A 15,846-nucleotide genomic window follows, 5' to 3' on the forward strand; every position below is an offset into this window, starting at 1 on the left:
GATCTCACCTCGATTCTGCCATTGCCTTATGTTTCTTTCTTTGATTTTATGAATAATTCTTTTTGTTGTTCATCATTTTTTATCTGTTCTTGTTGTTCAGCGCTTATATGTCCTTGTTCAAATCCGAAGCGTTTCATGATTTCATATTCTAGATTTTTGTTGTCGATCCCGGAGAGTTCGTCTGCAGTAAGGTAAATGCCGGATGTTACCTCTGCGCATTCGTTGTTTTCACATAACATCTCTTCAGGACTCCAACGATCTGGAGCATCTTTAAAATGTTTTTCGATTACTGTCGGATCTACGATAAAGATCCCTAGTTGCTCCTTGCTAGGGGTATCTATGATCCTATCTAGTTTTTTATTCATCTTCCCCGAGTAGACAGGATGTGCATTTCCATCATCCAATAAAAAAGGGGTGAAAGAACATCCTTTTACTACTTCAAATTGCTCTTTTGAGTAGCCACTGTCCTTCCATTTTGCATGTTTCTTAAGTTGTCCTTCTAGTATGCTATTTGTACTGTTAATTACCTTTTCTGATAATGATTTACTAGAAGATGTTTGAGTATAATCTCCAATGCAAATTGATATTTTGTCTCGATTAGATGTTAAGGTGGCTCGGTTGGTGAATTTGGAATGTATTTCATCTGAGTGAGAATGATTATCCTCTTGTCCATTAGATAAAGACTCTGTAACTGCTGAAAGTAACAAAAGCTAATATTGAGGTGAATATGATGAATAGAAAAACACTTACTTATTTGTTGGTAGCACTCGCTGTCAACGTCCTTCTAGGAGCTACAATCTATGCAAAAGACAGCCAAGCTCATGCTGCCTTAGTTGGCCATGCTGGATTAGTTGCGTGGCCATAAGCATAATGAGTATGCCCGCTAACTGAAGTTGGACTGTAACGTTTTACGCAGTTCGTACTACAGTCGATTACTGGCGTAGTCCCACCGCTAAAATCTTCTGGATTATCTAACACATAATATCTGAATTCGTAGATGGACAGTATGGCAGATGTCATATCTGAGCAATTCTGGCCTCCGGAAGCTGCAACAAAATCAATTTTACCATTATTTAGTTGATCCCAGCCGTCATCACTATTGTATAAAACGGTTTTTAGTGTATCGATAGCTGTTGTGTAAGTTACTCTTGATGTATTTTTGACATCAACACAAAAAGATTCACTTTCTGTCGAACTGTGAATAGTTGAAATGCGTCTTTCAGGACTGTAAGGATGGCTAGCAAGGACGGGGCTAATTTGTAACAACATTACAATAAGTAAGATGATGCTAGTAAAGATCTTGAAAAATGTTCCTTTCATCAATAATTACCTCTTAATTTTTAACTAGGTGCCCTTTCTGGAATTGAATCTTGGCAGTTGATGACTATTTGGAATTGACCCTCCGTTCCATTCCACTCTTCTAGCGGTTCTAAAAAATATCTGAATGTAAAAACAATATAAGATTAACCTATTTTTCCCTTTTTGAGGAGTAGATGGATTGATATTTGAGCAAATTTTAAGAAAAGTTAATATTCAATTTGCTTGAAGGTTGAATCTTTGAGATTGAACATACGAAATATGAAATCGCTTAGGAAATGGTCAAGAACTGAAGCGTGAAGGGAATTGTATGAAATATCGAGGATACAAGAGCCGATTCATTACTGAATGGGCTCTTGCGGCTTTAACGGATCAATCGTTTCTTCATCGGTAACGTCAACCTATTTTTATCCAGGTAGTCGACTCAATTGTCTTTGTTAAACCGAGAAATCGTCGATCTCATTCAGCTTGAAGGTATAGACCTGCTTCTCATCCACATGGTAGACCGTCAAGAGCTCGGTGGCTTCGTCTACGTTAATGATTCTTCCTGGAATGCTAAGCGAGACACCTAGCCCTTTATTTATTTTCAATCGAATCAACTTATTCTGCTCCATGAATTCGCGAAACTGAGCTGCTATTGATGCGAATGGACTTGTGCTCGAAACAGTCGAAGAGGGTGGTTGAACGGACTTGCGATTGGATGTGTTTCCTGCGTTGGATCTGACTTTAGCCGTTGCCGGTGAAGTTGTTCCCGTATGTGTCTGCGCTTCGGGCGCCGATTGTGCTGCATTCAACTGACCATTCTGATGCTGTTCGCGCATGGAATCAATAAGTCTTCCCATTGCACTGCCGGACAAGACGCGGAAGTCAGGGAATCCCCCATTATTCAGAACATGCAGCAGATGTTCCATTGCCTTGGCGTTCGTCTCACCTTCGACAAGGATCTCGACTTGAAATAAATGAGTCTGTTGACCATTATTCGTTGGAATCATGAGGCTCCTCCGGTCAATCTTAATAAAATAATAACAAGTAACACTATAGCAGATAGTTATTATTGCGAACAAGCATTCTTCTAAGATATGATCTCCCGCACCAGTCTTGAAGCGATGCATATAGTGAATACGTGCGAATGTGGTTGGCACATCGAAGCAATGTCCATGGTGGAGGAGGGGAACGGGACACCAATGATGCGCATGGTTCCCTATGAGTTGGATAACGGCCGGACTGTCATCGGCATCGAAGTCAAGCTCCCGAAGACGACGTTATTAGCCTGGATGACGGATAAAGGATACATTATGTGCGGAGCGCTTGATGTCGGTTTATTGAACCGAGATCTTGCGGATCGCGGTATTTTGGCTGGCCGAGCGGTTGGCGTTCGTACGTTGGAGCAGCTGATGGAGGCACCGTTGGAATCAGTTACGACGCATGCAGAGCAGATCGGCATCCACGTCGGAATGAGCGGCAGAGAAGCATTGAAGCTGCTGGCTTGAAGGATGAGCGTTCGGATTAGAACAGTTGTAAACGATTAAAGCCTCTGTATCAGGATGGCCGGAGTGAATCCGACCCGCCTGAAGCAGAGGCTTTTATGCACAATATCAATTGTGAACCTATTCATGCTGGAACAGATTCGGCAAGTTTACGTTATACGGCGCTTTCACGATCCCCTTCTCCGTAATAATCGCAGTCACAAGCTCGTTCGGCGTAACATCAAATGCTGGATTGAATACTTTGACGCCTTCCGGCGCAGTCCGTTTGCCGAACCCTTCCGTAATCTCCTCAGCATGCCGCTCTTCGATTGGAATAAGGTCGCCGGTTGGTGTATTAAGGTCAATCGTAGACAGCGGACATGCGACATAGAAGGGGATGCCATGCGCTTTGGCAAGGACAGCAACGCTGTACGTCCCGATTTTGTTTGCGACATCGCCATTCGCAGCGACTCGGTCTGTGCCGACAATAACGGCATTGATCCACCCTTTGGACATGACCATGCCTGCCATGTTATCGCAGATCAGCGTAACGTCGACTCCCGCTTGATGCAGCTCGAACGCCGTTAGGCGAGCGCCTTGCAGAACAGGCCTTGTTTCATCCGCGAATACTTTCAAATGCATGCCTTTCTCTTGTGCGAGGTAAAATGGCGCAAGCGCCGTACCGTACCTGGCGGTCGCCAGTCCGCCAGCATTGCAATGCGTAAGCACGCCCATGCCATCTTCGAACAGCTCCAGAGCATGCTCGCCGATAAGGCGGCATGTTTCTTCATCTTCGCTCTGAATCGCGATTGCATCATCGAGTAATGACTGCTTGCACTGCTCAAGTCCTATGCCTTCTGCAAGAAGGGACGCGGCACGAGCTTTCATCCGATCGAGCGCCCAGAACAGATTAACGGCAGTCGGGCGAGAAGTTGCAAGGTATTCGGCAGCGTGATTGACTGAAGCGAGCCACTGCTCAGGAGTGCCATCTGTTTCGCGGGAGCCTAGAACAACGCCATATGCTGCAGCAATACCGATGGCAGGAGCTCCTCGGACAGCCAGATTTTTTATTGCATCCCATACGCTTTCGGCTGTTCGCAGCTCGAGGTAGACAACCTCGCCCGGAAGAAGACGCTGGTCCAGCAAGTCGAGATGTGTGGAAGTCCAAATAACGGACTTAAGTCCTATATGAGCCGGTGCGGTTGTCATAGAAAATCCTTCTTTCTCTTTACATTATCGATAAGCCGTTTAACCGACTGATTGTTGTTGTCCATACATTTATCGAATAAATCCATGTATAGGCGAGACCCCCATTAGTATACTGAAATATGTTTCGCGTTGGAATACCTCTTTGCTATAATGAAGGTTGGACATTAAGACCGTCATTGGACGGTATGAATGGATAGGTCAGGGGGGATACATACAATGAGTGAACAATTGAATCAACCGGTCGCGCTCAAGGAGTGGGCAGTGACGGTTCGATCGTTGGCTGAAGGCGAAATGATTATGGTTATGCGCAAGGGCGGCATCGTAGAGGAGACGCGAGATTTTCGACTGATCAGACCAAGCTTCTACTTAATGCCTGCCTATGAGCATCAGCGCGAAGAACTGTTGAAAGCCCCTTATCAAGGGCGGATCGCAAGTACGCTTGAAGGCTGGTCCAAGGACGCGGAAACGATGACGCTCGAAGCCTATGCAGAGGCGGTACAAGATATCGAGGTGTACGACAGCGAGACGCTTGAACGTGTTTTTGGCGAGCATATTTGGACGGAGACGTTTGCAGAAGAACGGCTGAAATGGAAGAAGAAAAATCCGCTTCATGTGCTGCTTTTGCGGGTGTACAAACTGGACCGTCCGATAACGGTTCCGATGCATCCTGCCTATATAGGTTGTAAGTCATGGGTCACACTCGAGGATGGTATGCCTGAAGTCGGTATGACTCCTGTACTAAGTGATAAGGAGTTTGCTGTGAAGGTTAATAGGATTATGGAGCAGCTGAAAGGATAGAGAGAATGGTGTTCCTTCATGTTCTTCATCGAACGCTCAGTTTCTCCCCATGAAACGCACATTGATTTGTAACAAGACTTATAATAAAATAATTATTGAGAATCAGTGAGAATCACGATTGCTTGTATGTTATGAGGCGAACTACGCTTACACTTACGGGACACTTGACCCGCTTCAGCCATGATCCGGCTAGTGAGTGGACCCCCATAACTAGAAGATACATTTCAACCATTTGGAAGGAGCGGCATGTATGTCGACACAATTCATCATCAACGACCTTAAAGCGTCGGTTGAAGGTAAGGAAATATTGAAGGGCATTAATCTGGAAATCAAGGGCGGCGAGATCCACGCAATCATGGGTCCGAACGGTACGGGTAAATCTACGCTTGCATCGGCACTTATGGGCCATCCTAAATATGAAGTAACGGGCGGTACTGCTCATCTGAACGGAGAAGACATCCTTGAGATGGAAGTTGACGAGCGCGCACGTGCTGGCATGTTCCTCGCTATGCAATATCCAAGCGAAATTACTGGCGTAACGAACGCCGATTTCCTGCGCAGTGCAATCAACGCACGTCGCGAAGAAGGCAACGAGATCAGCCTCATCAAGTTCATCCGCCAAATGGAAGGCAAGATGAAAGAGCTAGAGATGAACACGGAGTTTGCTCACCGTTACCTGAACGAAGGTTTCTCCGGCGGCGAGAAGAAACGTAACGAAATTCTTCAAATGATGCTGCTTGATCCGAAACTTGTCATTCTTGACGAGATCGACTCCGGTCTTGACATCGATGCTCTGAGAATCGTATCGAATGGCGTTAACGCTATGCGTTCCGAAGATCGCGGTTTCCTCGTGATCACGCACTACCAACGTCTCCTTAACTACATCAAGCCAGACTTCGTACACGTTATGATGCAAGGCCGCATCGTTAAATCAGGCGGTCCTGAACTTGCAGAACGCCTGGAGAACGAAGGCTATGATTGGGTGAAAGAAGAACTCGGCATCGTGGACGAAACAGTCGGCCAAGCTTAATCGGAGGGGGATATCGAGCATGAGTATTCAATTATCGACTCCCGTTAACCGGCAAGCAGCCGAAGCGTTGTCGCGCAGCAAGGGAGAGCCAGAATGGCTGACGGCCAAACGTGCTGAAGCAGCTGAACTGGTGGAGACACTGGAACTACCTAAAGTTGAGAAAACGAGAATCGATCGCTGGAATCTATCGGCGTACGGTCAATATAAACCGGCTCAGCCTGTAAGCAGTGCAGCGGAGCTGTCCCAAGACATCCAAGCATTCGTACCAGAGTCGCAATCCGGACTTCTCGTAACGCGTGGATCAGGCGCAGTATTCAGCACGCTGTCGGATGAACTGAAAGCGCAAGGCGTTATTTTCACAGACCTCGAAACAGCAGCTCGTGAGCACAGTGCAATTGTACAGCAGTATCTACACTCGGTTGTAGCGAGCAATGAAGATAAATTGTCGGCGCTGCACAGCGCGCTCTGGAACGGCGGCGTATTCGTATACGTGCCGAAGAACGTGGAAGTAGATCTTCCGCTGCAAGCCGTGCTGTACAATGACGATGCAGATGCGACTTTCGCGCCACATGTTCTGATCGTCGCAGAGTCGAACAGCCGTGTAACCTATGTAGACAACGTCATCACAACGGGAAGTGCAGCACAAGTTGCAGCGATCCATCACGGTGTCGTTGAGGTAGTCGCTAAGGCTGGCGCGAAAGTAAGCTTCGCTTCCATCCATAGCATGGGCGAGGAAGTCGTCGATATTTCGATCCGCCGCGCAGCGCTTGATAACGATGCACGCGTAGAATGGATTATCGGCGACCTGAACGATGGCAACACGCTGTCGGATACGAAGTCGGTTCTGAACGGCCGCGGCTCGTCTTCCGATTCCAAAGTAATCAGCATCGGCTCGAAGAAGCAGAAGTTGTCCCTGACGACGCAAGCTGTTCATTGGGGCAAGAGCACGGACAGCCAGATGATTACGCGTGCGGTTATGCGTGAAGAAGCAACGGCAATCATCAACGGCATTACGAAGATCGAGAAAGGCGCAACGAAGGCGAACGGCGAGCAGACGGAGAAAGTTCTTATGCTCAGCCCTAAGTCGCGCGGTGACGCGAACCCGATCCTTCTGATCGATGAAGATGATGTAACGGCTGGCCACGCAGCGAGCGTAGGTCAAGTCAATCCAGAGCAAGTATACTATCTGATGTCCCGAGGCATTGCCAAGATTGATGCTGAACGGCTCATTATTTACGGTTTCTTGGCGCCGGTCGTATCGGAAATTCCGATTGACGCCGTCCGTGAGCAGCTTCAGCGTCTGCTCGAAAGGAAGCTGGAAGCATGAATGTAAATGCGATACGGGAGCAATTCCCGATATTGCATCAAGAGATAAACGGGCATCCGCTTGTTTACCTGGACAGCGCGGCGACTTCACAGAAGCCGCGTTCCGTCATTGATGCGGTAAAACGTTATTATGAGTGGGATAACGCGAACGTTCACCGTGGTGTGCATACACTTGGCTCGCGTGCGACGGAAGGGTATGAAGCCGCGCGTGCCAAAGTGGCTGCTTTTCTGAACGCATCGAGCGAAGAGGAAATTGTGTTCACACGCGGTACGACGGCAGCGATTAACCTTGTTGCGAGCAGCTATGCCCGTTCGGTATGCGGCGAAGGCGACGAGATCGTGATTACGCCAATGGAGCATCACAGTAACCTGATTCCTTGGCAGCAGGCTGCGAAAGCAACCGGCGCGACGCTCAAGTACATTCCGCTTCAGTCTGACGGTACCATTAGCCTTGCTGATGTGGAAGCGACGGTTACGAGCCGCACGAAAGTCGTCTCGATGACTTATGCTTCGAACGTGCTGGGTGTCATCAATCCAGTGAAGGAAGTGGCTGCGATCGCTCATCGCAACGGCGCTGTAATGGTCGTTGACGGTGCTCAGAGCACGCCGCATCTGAAAGTGGATGTGCAAGACCTTGATTGCGATTTCTACGCATTCTCCGCGCACAAGATGTGCGGTCCTACCGGTATCGGCGCGCTGTACGGCAAGAAGTCGATTCTCAGCCGCATGGAGCCAATCGAATACGGCGGCGAGATGATTGATTTCGTTGAGCTGTACGAATCGACTTGGAAGGATGTGCCGACTCGCTTCGAGGGTGGTACGCCAATCATTGCCGGTGCGATCGGACTTGCGGCGGCGATTGATTTTCTCCAAGAGATCGGGCTGGACCATATTCATCATCATGAGCAAAAGCTTGCAGCCTATGCTTACGAGCAGTTGTCGGCGATCGACGGTATTACGATCTATGGACCGAAGGAAGGCCGTGTCGGGCTGGTCACGTTCAACCTGGATGATGTTCATCCGCATGACGTGGCAACCGCGCTTGATTCCGAAGGAATCGCGGTGCGGGCAGGCCATCATTGCTGCCAGCCGCTGATGCGCTGGCTGAATGTAAGCTCGACGGCGCGGGCAAGCTTCTATCTATACAATACCGAAGAAGAGATTGACCGGCTTGCAGCTTCGCTGCAGCGGACAAAGGAGTTTTTCGGCCATGCAATTGGATGATTTGTATCGCAGAGTGATCATGGATCACTATAAGAACCCAAGAAATCGGGGCACACTCGACAACGAATCGGTGACGATTAATTTGAACAACCCGACCTGCGGCGACCGCATTGCGCTTCAGCTGCAGATTGAGGATGGCAAAGTCATCGATGCCAAGTTCAGCGGTGAAGGCTGCTCGATCAGCCTGTCGTCCGCTTCGATGATGACCCAAGTCGTGAAGGGCAAGACGTATGAGCAGGCGCTTGAGCTTGCTGAACGTTTCTCCGCCCTCATGAAAGGCGAAGAGGTCGAGTTCGAAGAGCTTGAAGATATTGAGGCTCTGTCCGGCGTGAACAAATTCCCAGCGCGCATTAAGTGTGCGACGCTCTCATGGAACGCGCTTCGCAAAGGAATTGAGCAACAGCAGCAATCATAGCTCAAACTGTCTACCACGCTCGATTACAGATCGAGTATTCGATATAGAATGACTTTATAAGGAGGCGTGACTGCCATGGCAAAAAGTATGCCAGAAATGGAAGAGTACAAGTATGGCTTTCGCGACGAGCATAAGGCGATTTTCCAATCCGGTAAAGGATTGACGCCTGAGATCGTTCGCACGATTTCGGAGATGAAGGGCGAGCCGGAGTTCATGTTGAACTTCCGCCTGAAGTCGCTGGAGCAATTCAACAAAATGCCTATGCCAACATGGGGCGGCAACATGGACGATCTTGACTTCAACGACATCCAGTACTACGTTAAGCCATCCGAGAAACAAGGCAAGACGTGGGAAGAGGTTCCGACTGAAATCAAGGAAACGTTCGACAAGCTCGGAATTCCAGAAGCGGAGCAGAAATTCCTTGCAGGCGTATCGGCTCAGTATGAGTCCGAGGTTGTATACCACAGCATGCAGGAAGATCTTGCGAAGCAAGGCGTAATCTTCACGGATACGGACACGGCGCTTCGCGAGCATCCAGAACTGTTCCAAGAGTACTTCGGAACGGTAATCCCACCAGCGGACAACAAATTCGCAGCGCTGAACAGCTCGGTATGGTCCGGCGGCAGTTTCATCTACGTGCCGAAAGGCGTGCAGTGTGAAATTCCGCTTCAAGCTTACTTCCGTATCAACTCGGAGAACATGGGTCAGTTCGAGCGTACGCTCATCATCGCTGACGAAGGCAGCTTCGTGCACTACGTAGAGGGTTGCACTGCGCCTGTATACAGCACGAACTCGCTGCACTCCGCAGTCGTTGAGATCATCGTGAAGAAGGACGCTCGCGTTCGTTACACGACGATTCAGAACTGGGCACCGAACATCTACAACCTCGTTACGAAGCGCGCCGTTGCAGAAGAGAATGCGACAATGGAGTGGGTCGACGGCAACATCGGCTCCAAGCTGACGATGAAATATCCTGCGGTTGTGCTTAAAGGCCGCGGTGCGAAAGGCATGGTATTGTCGATCGCAGTAGCAGGCAAAGGCCAGCACCAAGATGCAGGCGCTAAGATGCTCCACCTGGCACCGGATACGACGTCGACGATCGTGTCGAAGTCGATCTCGAAGCACGGCGGTAAAGTAACGTACCGCGGTCTCGCTTCGTTCGGACGCAACTCCGAAGGTTCCAAAGCAAACATCAAATGCGATACGCTCATCCTCGACAACGAGTCGACGTCGGATACGATCCCATACAACGAGATCATGAACGACAATATTACGCTCGAGCATGAAGCTACTGTATCCAAAGTATCCGAGGACCAGCTCTTCTACTTGATGAGCCGCGGTCTGACGGAAGATGAAGCAACGCAAATGATCGTTATGGGCTTCATCGAGCCGTTCACGAAAGAGCTGCCGATGGAGTACGCGGTCGAAATGAACCGTCTCATTAAATTTGAGATGGAAGGTTCGATCGGTTAATATTGCAATACCAAGCCCCTCGCTAGCTGATAGCGAGGGGCTTTTTGCTGCGGTTACGTAGGAATGGAAGCGGGAAGAGCATAAAAGTGTTAAAGCGTGAAAGGCGAAAAGAGAAAAAAGAGAAAAACATAAAAACATTAGCCGCTGCGCGGCGGCAACAAGATTCCGAACGTTCCGCTTCTCTTCGCGAATTCCACCTGCGGTGGGCAGCAAAAAGCCCCTTGCCTAGAGACGGCTCGGGGTTTGGTATTGCAATAAATAAGAGTGGAGCAGGTGGCGAGTTTAACGTAGGGCAAAGACCTCGGCAACGCGAAGCGGTTCGAAGTAGATGATGTAGCGATCACCGATCATTGTGAACAGTCCGTACTTATCACGGTATTGGTCAAGGGCAGATTGTAAGAATGGTTCCGTTACACCTAAAAAGTCTGCAAGTTCATATCGTCCTTTGATACGAGCGTTATAAGCATCAACGAGACGCTCCAACGGAATTAACCGCTGATAAGCCCATCGTCTGGCGCGGAGTTCTTGTTTTCGGTTCACTGTATCCTGTTGGTCGAGTATATCGCCCGATGAGGTGTGGTAATGCCCAAGTTCTTCGGCCAGCACACAGGCTTTCTCGGCTGTGGTTTGGAGCGATTGATTAATCCAAATCGTACCGTCGCCATATAAACCCTTGATGGAAGAGACCATAGGGCGTTCCTGAATATCGATTCCGCACTGCGCCGTATCTTTCAGCAAGTACTCGTATTCGGTAGCCTCATTCTTGCGGTTTTCGTTTGGATCGGATATAAGCTTTGAAGCGCTCAATTTCTTCGCGTTCCTCATCTGTCCACTCTTCTCCATCATGATGTGCTGCAATCGTTTCGACCTCGCCGCTGTTTAAGCCTCTTGTCAAACGATGATTGCGCTCGAGTTCATTGGCTAATTCTGAAAGGAACGAATCAGTTGAAAAGTTATCTGTCAGCTTATCGGTACGATGATTTGCATCGCCGTCGGGATGCTGCAATCCAAGCAGAAAGTCGACGCTTACCCCGTGAAATTGAGCCAATGCCGCAAGCATGACATGGTCTGGGTTAGATATGCCGTTCTCCCATGCATTATAGCGAGCTCGCTTAACGCCAAGCGCATTTGCGACTTGTTCTTGCGTAAGCCGTCTATGGTTTCTTAAAGCTGAGATTCTTTGATTTAGATTCATGTCGGGTCTACCTCTCAAGCTAATGATAATATTATTATCAAAAATACATTGACGATAATATACTTATCAAATATAATCGGAATACAGCAAAACGATAAGCTTGATGCAGCTGTATTGATAAAAATATTATCTACACCAGCATATACGATAAAACAATTATCGTCAAGTGCGGCAACCAGCAAGTCTTTATGTTTGCTCTGATAAAAATCTTATCAACATAATTGTTGAGTGGGATTGGTACGGCCAGTCTTTTTTTCAATCAAGGGAGGAGAGGATATTCCAATGCGTGCAAGTGAAAGAAACTCAGGAAGATCGACGGAACAATCGGTGCTGGAGCTTAGATTGGTGCAAGAGGTTGAACGGCTTGGCGGAATGGCTCCAAGATGGCTGGGTGAACATAATCGTGCAGCTCCGGCTCGGATCGTCATCTTCCCGGGAGAGTGCACTTTATATGTCGTAATGAAGACGCCTGGTTGCAAATGTGATACGGCGCAGCTGCGATGGGTGAAACGGCTCCTTGGTCCCCGCTGCCGTCACTATATAATCGATTCGAACGAAGGAATAGACCGGTTCATTAGGGACGTTAGCGTTGGAGGATTACATAAGAATCGGTAATTGCGTTTATCGAGTATTAAATAATACAAATACAGCGGATAGCCGGTCAGAGGCTATTATAAAAGGTGGTTTATATTATGAATCTTCAACAATCAAGTAATCATTCTTCTTATTATAAAATGCATGAAGCTGAAGCAATCGAACGGCTCCGCAGTTATAAGCGCATAATAGCTCGTCTTAAGGTTTTGGAGAACTATTCGGTAGGTGCAGGGATCACGGTGAGCCGGATGAATCAGGACGATCATCTGATGGATTTGCATCGTAAGCTGCGTGCGATGCCGACTTATATGTATCTGACGAATCGAGAGCAGGTGTTGGAAACAACTGCACATGCGTATTTAACCGACTATCCGGTTGGTACGAAAGCTCAGCTTGCGGCGATACCGCGAACGGCTGCAGATCCCGGGGATGCACAGGCTCTAAGGGAAATTCGTCAAAAGATTGAGAAGGTCATCGAGGCGCGTACTGGGAATCGGGAGGGCTATGAGGGTGTACTGGATCGATTGAGCGAATTTCAAGATTTGGAGAATGAGCGCGATCAGATCGATGCGGGCTTGGAGGCCTTGGAAAGCTATAAGCCGGATTATGCTTTTCTGCTTCGACTGCGGTACGTCGAAGGTTTGGAGATTGTGGAGGTCGTCGAACGAATGCAGACTTCGAGACGTACGTTCGAACGGAGCCGACCGAAAGCTCTGTACGAATTTAGCAGGCTATCTATGTAGCGTTAAAGAGGGCAGGCGGTAAGCTGGCGGAGCAAAGGCGTAGTAAAGCGTGTCAACCCGTGATAAGATGCTAGTATGAAAACAATGTATACGAGTTAGAAGCCACCCGAAAAGGTGGCTTTTATGCATGTTACAAGGTAGAAGATCGCGGTTGTCGGCAGGCGGTAAGTTGGCGGAGGAAAGGCGTAGTAAAGCATGTCAACCCATGATAAGATGCTAGTATGAAAACAATGTATACGAGCTAGAAGCCACCCGAAAAGGTGGCCTTTACGCTTGTTACAAGGTAGAAGATGGCAGTTGTCGGCAGGCGGCAAGATGGCGGAACGAAGGCGTAGTAAAGCGAGTCAACCCGTGGTAAGATGCTAGTATGAAAGCATGTATACGAAATGCCAAGGTCGTCCAATCGGACGACCTTTTCTGTTTTAAATGAAAGCAAGTTCGAGGGCCCTGGCTGAGACTGCCGGGGCCCTCTTATTTTCCGGCAAATGCCGGGTGAGAAGTGAGGTTGATGCAGATGCAGATGGAGCGAATCACAAATCAGCTAACAATTCGGAAGCTGAGAGACCCTCCTGTTAGTAGGATCGCCGAAGGCGAAGAGGCTAGCATGTGGACGCAGCAGAGCTGCGGACTGGCGAATCGGAGGTAGAAGGTGGAGACGGTTATCGATATACGCGATTCGGTGGTTGGTTTGTTAGCGGAGTCATTTCCCGGCACGGTGATCTACACCGAAACGATGGGCCAAGAAACAACTCCCTGCTTTCAGATGACGGATTGTTCCGTAACGTACAACCGAATTATGGGACGTCGCTATGCACGTGTATATGCTTTCGACATTCGGTATTTCCCTTCCGGATCCTCTCCCGAGCCTATCCAAGATGCCAGTCAAATAGCAGAAAGGCTTGCAGAAGTGATGGAGTATATCCCACTGGGGAGAGGGAAGCTTCGCGGCTCGGGGATGCGGCACGAGATGGTCGAAGGCGTAATGCACTTTTATTTCGAGATTCGAATGCATGTGTTTAAGAAGCAACAATCGGCTCCTAAAATGGCGGCGATGGACATGGAAGGAAGGATCAAAAATGAACAAAGCACCAACGAGTGGGAAGATAGCATCGGTTGAAGGATATGGCAAGCAGCAGATGATTGCTTCGAATCGATTCAGCGCTCAGCACAAAGATGTGTTGGCAGCTGTGTTAACGGATGGAGAATCGTACACAATCGACGCGGCATTGCGTCGTATTCAACAATTTGAGAAAAGGTCGGTGAAGTAGAATGGCAGGCGGAGTATGGACAACTCAAAACAAGGTGCGTCCAGGCATCTACATTAATTTTGTAAACGATGGCGGGTCGATTGGTGTAATGGGGGAAAGAGGTACGACATCCATTGCTCTTCCTTTATCTTGGGGACCGGCGAAACAATTGCTTCGGATTGAAGCGGGAGATAACGTCAAAGACCTTCTGGGCTACGATATGGCTTCCCAGCAACTACTGCTTGTACGAGAGGCATTGAAGCGCGCATCTACACTACTCCTTTACCGCCTCAATGTCGGTACTAAGGCCAGCGCCGTTATTGGTGCATTGACGGCGACCGCGGTTCATGGCGGAGAGAGAGGTAATGATCTGTCCGTTATCGTACAAGCAAACATTGATGATAGTACGAAATTCGATGTTACGACGATGCTGAGCGGCGAAGCGATTGAGACACAGACGGTCTCTACGGTGGATGAGCTGAGATCGAATCAATGGGTGAGCTTTAGTGGTACCGGCACTCTGACAGCAACGGCGGGGGCAGCCTTGGCAGGCGGCAGTGATGGCAGCGTAACGAACGCGGATCATACGGATTTTCTGTCGGCGTTGGAGCTGGAAGATTTCCAGACAGCTGCACTCTCCGCTACGGACAATACGCTTAAAGGCGTGTACGCTGCATTCGCAAGACGACTGCGTGAATCGGAAGGGAAGAAGATTCAGGTCGTATTGGAGAATTATCCGTTAGCCGATCACGAGGGTGTCATCAGCGTGAAGAACGGCGTCATTCTGTCGGACGGCACAAGACTGACGGCTGCGCAAGCGACAGCTTGGGTTGCAGCAGCGACTGCCTCGGCTGGCGTTGCTGAGTCACTGACATTCCAAAGCTATGACGATGCGGCAGATGCGCTGCCTCGTTATACGAATTCGCAGACGATTGCTGCACTTGAAGCGGGTGAGTTTGTTTTCACGGCGAGCAATGGTCAGGTTATCGTCGAGCAGGACATTAACAGCTTGACAAGCTTCGGAGGCGACAAAGGGAAGTCCTTCCATAAAAATCGGGTTGTGCGAGTGCTGGATGGCATCGGCAACGATATGAAGCGTATTTTCGAACAATATTATCTTGGCAAAGTGAGCAATAACGCTGATGGGCGCAATATGCTCAAGTCCGAGATCATTACGTATTTGACCAGTCTGCAGGATTCGAATGCGATCCAGAACTTCGATCCGCAAACGGATATTACCGTCCAGCAAGGCGCCGATTCCGACAGCGTTACTGTTGAAGCAGGCATTCAGCCAGTCGATAGCGTTGAAAAAATCTACATGAAAGTGAAGGTGAAGTAGGATGTCATACATGCGTGCTACAGATACAATCAATGGTCAGGAAGGACGTGCCTACGCGAAGATTAACGGGCAGGTCGAAGAGATGTTCTACATCAAGTCGCTTGAAGCGACTATCGAGAAAGAAAAAGCGGAAATCAAAACATTGGGCAGACGAGGCACACAGCATAAAGCAACGGGCTGGTCTGGCAGCGGCAGCATGACGATCTACTATGTAACGTCGAAGTTCCGTGAATTGATGCTGAAGTATATTCAGAGAGGCGTCGATACTTATTTCGATATTCAGATCGTGAACGAAGACCCGAACTCCTCGGTCGGTAAACAGGATGTCACGCTCAAGGGCGTCAATCTCGACAAGGTCATCATCGCGAAGCTCGATACGGAAAGCGAAGCGCTGGATGAAGAAATCGAGTTCACGTTCGAAAGTGTCAGCATGAACGATAGGTTCGTTCCGCCAACGCTGGGATTGTAAT

The 15,846-nt window shown here is 48.7% G+C and carries 19 protein-coding genes; 13 read left to right on the forward strand and 6 right to left on the reverse strand.

Translation table 11 applies throughout. The annotated features are described in order from the left end of the window. Positions 1–26: 26 nt before the first annotated feature. The 3 genes from H8B09_RS02530 to H8B09_RS02540 form a co-directional block, all read right to left on the reverse strand. On the reverse strand, positions 27–707 hold the full coding sequence (locus H8B09_RS02530) for a hypothetical protein (RefSeq protein WP_191201894.1): 681 nt from the start codon (positions 705–707) through the stop codon (positions 27–29). Positions 708–819: 112 nt separating this feature from the next. Continuing rightward, positions 820–1,320 (reverse strand): hypothetical protein, encoded by a 501-nt coding sequence (locus H8B09_RS02535; RefSeq protein ID WP_191201895.1) that lies wholly within the window; start codon positions 1,318–1,320, stop codon positions 820–822. A 434-nt stretch (positions 1,321–1,754) separates the two neighbouring features. Beyond that, entirely contained in the window at positions 1,755–2,309 is a 555-nt protein-coding gene (locus H8B09_RS02540) for a hypothetical protein (protein WP_191201896.1), read from the reverse strand. A gap of 192 nt (positions 2,310–2,501) precedes the next feature. Between H8B09_RS02540 and H8B09_RS02545 the strand changes: the two genes are divergently transcribed. Next, on the forward strand, positions 2,502–2,807 hold the full coding sequence (locus H8B09_RS02545; protein ID WP_191201897.1) for a YunC family protein: 306 nt from the start codon (positions 2,502–2,504) through the stop codon (positions 2,805–2,807). A 117-nt stretch (positions 2,808–2,924) separates the two neighbouring features. Here the strand turns inward: H8B09_RS02545 and mtnA are convergent, their stop codons facing one another. Beyond that, positions 2,925–3,992, reverse strand: a complete 1,068-nt coding sequence (mtnA, locus tag H8B09_RS02550) for an S-methyl-5-thioribose-1-phosphate isomerase (protein WP_191201898.1) — start codon at positions 3,990–3,992, stop codon at positions 2,925–2,927. Between the two features lie 216 nt (positions 3,993–4,208). Between mtnA and H8B09_RS02555 the strand changes: the two genes are divergently transcribed. The 6 genes from H8B09_RS02555 to sufB all read left to right on the forward strand — a co-directional run bounded on the left by H8B09_RS02555 (position 4,209) and on the right by sufB (position 10,258). Next, positions 4,209–4,790 carry a DUF1802 family protein gene (locus H8B09_RS02555; protein WP_191201899.1) on the forward strand — a complete coding sequence of 194 codons (582 nt, stop codon included), beginning with the start codon at positions 4,209–4,211 and terminating at the stop codon, positions 4,788–4,790. Between the two features lie 250 nt (positions 4,791–5,040). Then, positions 5,041–5,820, forward strand: coding sequence for a Fe-S cluster assembly ATPase SufC (gene sufC, locus H8B09_RS02560; RefSeq protein WP_191201900.1), 780 nt, complete (start codon positions 5,041–5,043; stop codon positions 5,818–5,820). Positions 5,821–5,839: 19 nt separating this feature from the next. Then, positions 5,840–7,147: a Fe-S cluster assembly protein SufD gene (gene sufD, locus H8B09_RS02565; protein ID WP_191201901.1), complete on the forward strand. Its 1,308-nt coding sequence runs from the start codon at positions 5,840–5,842 to the stop codon at positions 7,145–7,147. Beyond that, positions 7,144–8,370, forward strand: coding sequence for a cysteine desulfurase (locus H8B09_RS02570; protein WP_191201902.1), 1,227 nt, complete (start codon positions 7,144–7,146; stop codon positions 8,368–8,370). Before sufD ends, H8B09_RS02570 begins: the two co-directional genes overlap by 4 nt. Beyond that, a complete protein-coding gene (gene sufU / locus H8B09_RS02575; protein ID WP_191201903.1) occupies positions 8,357–8,785 on the forward strand; it encodes a Fe-S cluster assembly sulfur transfer protein SufU in 429 nt (142 codons plus the stop codon). The genes H8B09_RS02570 and sufU overlap by 14 nt, the downstream gene beginning before the upstream one ends. Before the next feature lie 75 nt (positions 8,786–8,860). Next, positions 8,861–10,258, forward strand: coding sequence for a Fe-S cluster assembly protein SufB (gene sufB, locus H8B09_RS02580; RefSeq protein WP_191201904.1), 1,398 nt, complete (start codon positions 8,861–8,863; stop codon positions 10,256–10,258). A gap of 282 nt (positions 10,259–10,540) precedes the next feature. Here sufB and H8B09_RS02585 read toward each other — a convergent pair whose 3' ends face one another. Next, a complete protein-coding gene (locus tag H8B09_RS02585; RefSeq protein WP_191201905.1) occupies positions 10,541–11,083 on the reverse strand; it encodes an ImmA/IrrE family metallo-endopeptidase in 543 nt (180 codons plus the stop codon). Then, a complete protein-coding gene (locus tag H8B09_RS02590; protein WP_191201906.1) occupies positions 11,016–11,453 on the reverse strand; it encodes a helix-turn-helix domain-containing protein in 438 nt (145 codons plus the stop codon). Before H8B09_RS02590 ends, H8B09_RS02585 begins: the two co-directional genes overlap by 68 nt. Before the next feature lie 282 nt (positions 11,454–11,735). Between H8B09_RS02590 and H8B09_RS02595 the strand changes: the two genes are divergently transcribed. From H8B09_RS02595 to H8B09_RS02620, 6 genes are all read left to right on the forward strand, one after another. Continuing rightward, complete coding sequence (locus H8B09_RS02595) at positions 11,736–12,068, forward strand: PDDEXK family nuclease (protein WP_191201907.1); 333 nt, start codon at positions 11,736–11,738, stop codon at positions 12,066–12,068. 77 nt (positions 12,069–12,145) lie between these two features. Continuing rightward, positions 12,146–12,790 (forward strand): ECF-type sigma factor, encoded by a 645-nt coding sequence (locus tag H8B09_RS02600; RefSeq protein WP_224753213.1) that lies wholly within the window; start codon positions 12,146–12,148, stop codon positions 12,788–12,790. 649 nt (positions 12,791–13,439) lie between these two features. Beyond that, positions 13,440–13,907, forward strand: coding sequence for a phage tail terminator family protein (locus H8B09_RS02605; RefSeq protein ID WP_191201908.1), 468 nt, complete (start codon positions 13,440–13,442; stop codon positions 13,905–13,907). After that, positions 13,867–14,058 (forward strand): hypothetical protein, encoded by a 192-nt coding sequence (locus tag H8B09_RS02610; RefSeq protein ID WP_191201909.1) that lies wholly within the window; start codon positions 13,867–13,869, stop codon positions 14,056–14,058. Before H8B09_RS02605 ends, H8B09_RS02610 begins: the two co-directional genes overlap by 41 nt. A 1-nt stretch (position 14,059) precedes the next feature. Next, complete coding sequence (locus tag H8B09_RS02615) at positions 14,060–15,376, forward strand: phage tail sheath family protein (protein ID WP_191201910.1); 1,317 nt, start codon at positions 14,060–14,062, stop codon at positions 15,374–15,376. Position 15,377: 1 nt separating this feature from the next. Further along, positions 15,378–15,845, forward strand: coding sequence for a phage tail tube protein (locus H8B09_RS02620; protein WP_191201911.1), 468 nt, complete (start codon positions 15,378–15,380; stop codon positions 15,843–15,845). The last annotated feature ends 1 nt before the right edge of the window (position 15,846 follow it).

The sequence above is a fragment of the Paenibacillus terricola genome, from assembly GCF_014779765.1.
In the GTDB taxonomy this organism is placed as follows: domain Bacteria; phylum Bacillota; class Bacilli; order Paenibacillales; family Paenibacillaceae; genus Paenibacillus_T; species Paenibacillus_T terricola.

Excerpts from the sequence above, each read along its gene's own strand:
- H8B09_RS02595 (WP_191201907.1), top strand. The coding sequence starts at position 11,736 with ATGCGTGCAAGTGAAAGAAACTCAGGAAGATCGACGGAACAATCGGTG.
- H8B09_RS02545 (WP_191201897.1), top strand. The coding sequence starts at position 2,502 with ATGATGCGCATGGTTCCCTATGAGTTGGATAACGGCCGGACTGTCATC.
- H8B09_RS02590 (WP_191201906.1), bottom strand. The coding sequence starts at position 11,453 with ATGAATCTAAATCAAAGAATCTCAGCTTTAAGAAACCATAGACGGCTT.
- H8B09_RS02540 (WP_191201896.1), bottom strand. The coding sequence starts at position 2,309 with ATGATTCCAACGAATAATGGTCAACAGACTCATTTATTTCAAGTCGAG.
- H8B09_RS02600 (WP_224753213.1), top strand. The coding sequence starts at position 12,146 with ATGAATCTTCAACAATCAAGTAATCATTCTTCTTATTATAAAATGCAT.
- sufU (WP_191201903.1), top strand. The coding sequence starts at position 8,357 with ATGCAATTGGATGATTTGTATCGCAGAGTGATCATGGATCACTATAAG.
- H8B09_RS02615 (WP_191201910.1), top strand. The coding sequence starts at position 14,060 with ATGGCAGGCGGAGTATGGACAACTCAAAACAAGGTGCGTCCAGGCATC.
- H8B09_RS02570 (WP_191201902.1), top strand. The coding sequence starts at position 7,144 with ATGAATGTAAATGCGATACGGGAGCAATTCCCGATATTGCATCAAGAG.
- H8B09_RS02620 (WP_191201911.1), top strand. The coding sequence starts at position 15,378 with ATGTCATACATGCGTGCTACAGATACAATCAATGGTCAGGAAGGACGT.
- sufC (WP_191201900.1), top strand. The coding sequence starts at position 5,041 with ATGTCGACACAATTCATCATCAACGACCTTAAAGCGTCGGTTGAAGGT.
- H8B09_RS02585 (WP_191201905.1), bottom strand. The coding sequence starts at position 11,083 with ATGAGGAACGCGAAGAAATTGAGCGCTTCAAAGCTTATATCCGATCCA.
- H8B09_RS02610 (WP_191201909.1), top strand. The coding sequence starts at position 13,867 with ATGAACAAAGCACCAACGAGTGGGAAGATAGCATCGGTTGAAGGATAT.
- H8B09_RS02555 (WP_191201899.1), top strand. The coding sequence starts at position 4,209 with ATGAGTGAACAATTGAATCAACCGGTCGCGCTCAAGGAGTGGGCAGTG.
- mtnA (WP_191201898.1), bottom strand. The coding sequence starts at position 3,992 with ATGACAACCGCACCGGCTCATATAGGACTTAAGTCCGTTATTTGGACT.
- H8B09_RS02535 (WP_191201895.1), bottom strand. The coding sequence starts at position 1,320 with ATGAAAGGAACATTTTTCAAGATCTTTACTAGCATCATCTTACTTATT.
- sufD (WP_191201901.1), top strand. The coding sequence starts at position 5,840 with ATGAGTATTCAATTATCGACTCCCGTTAACCGGCAAGCAGCCGAAGCG.
- sufB (WP_191201904.1), top strand. The coding sequence starts at position 8,861 with ATGGCAAAAAGTATGCCAGAAATGGAAGAGTACAAGTATGGCTTTCGC.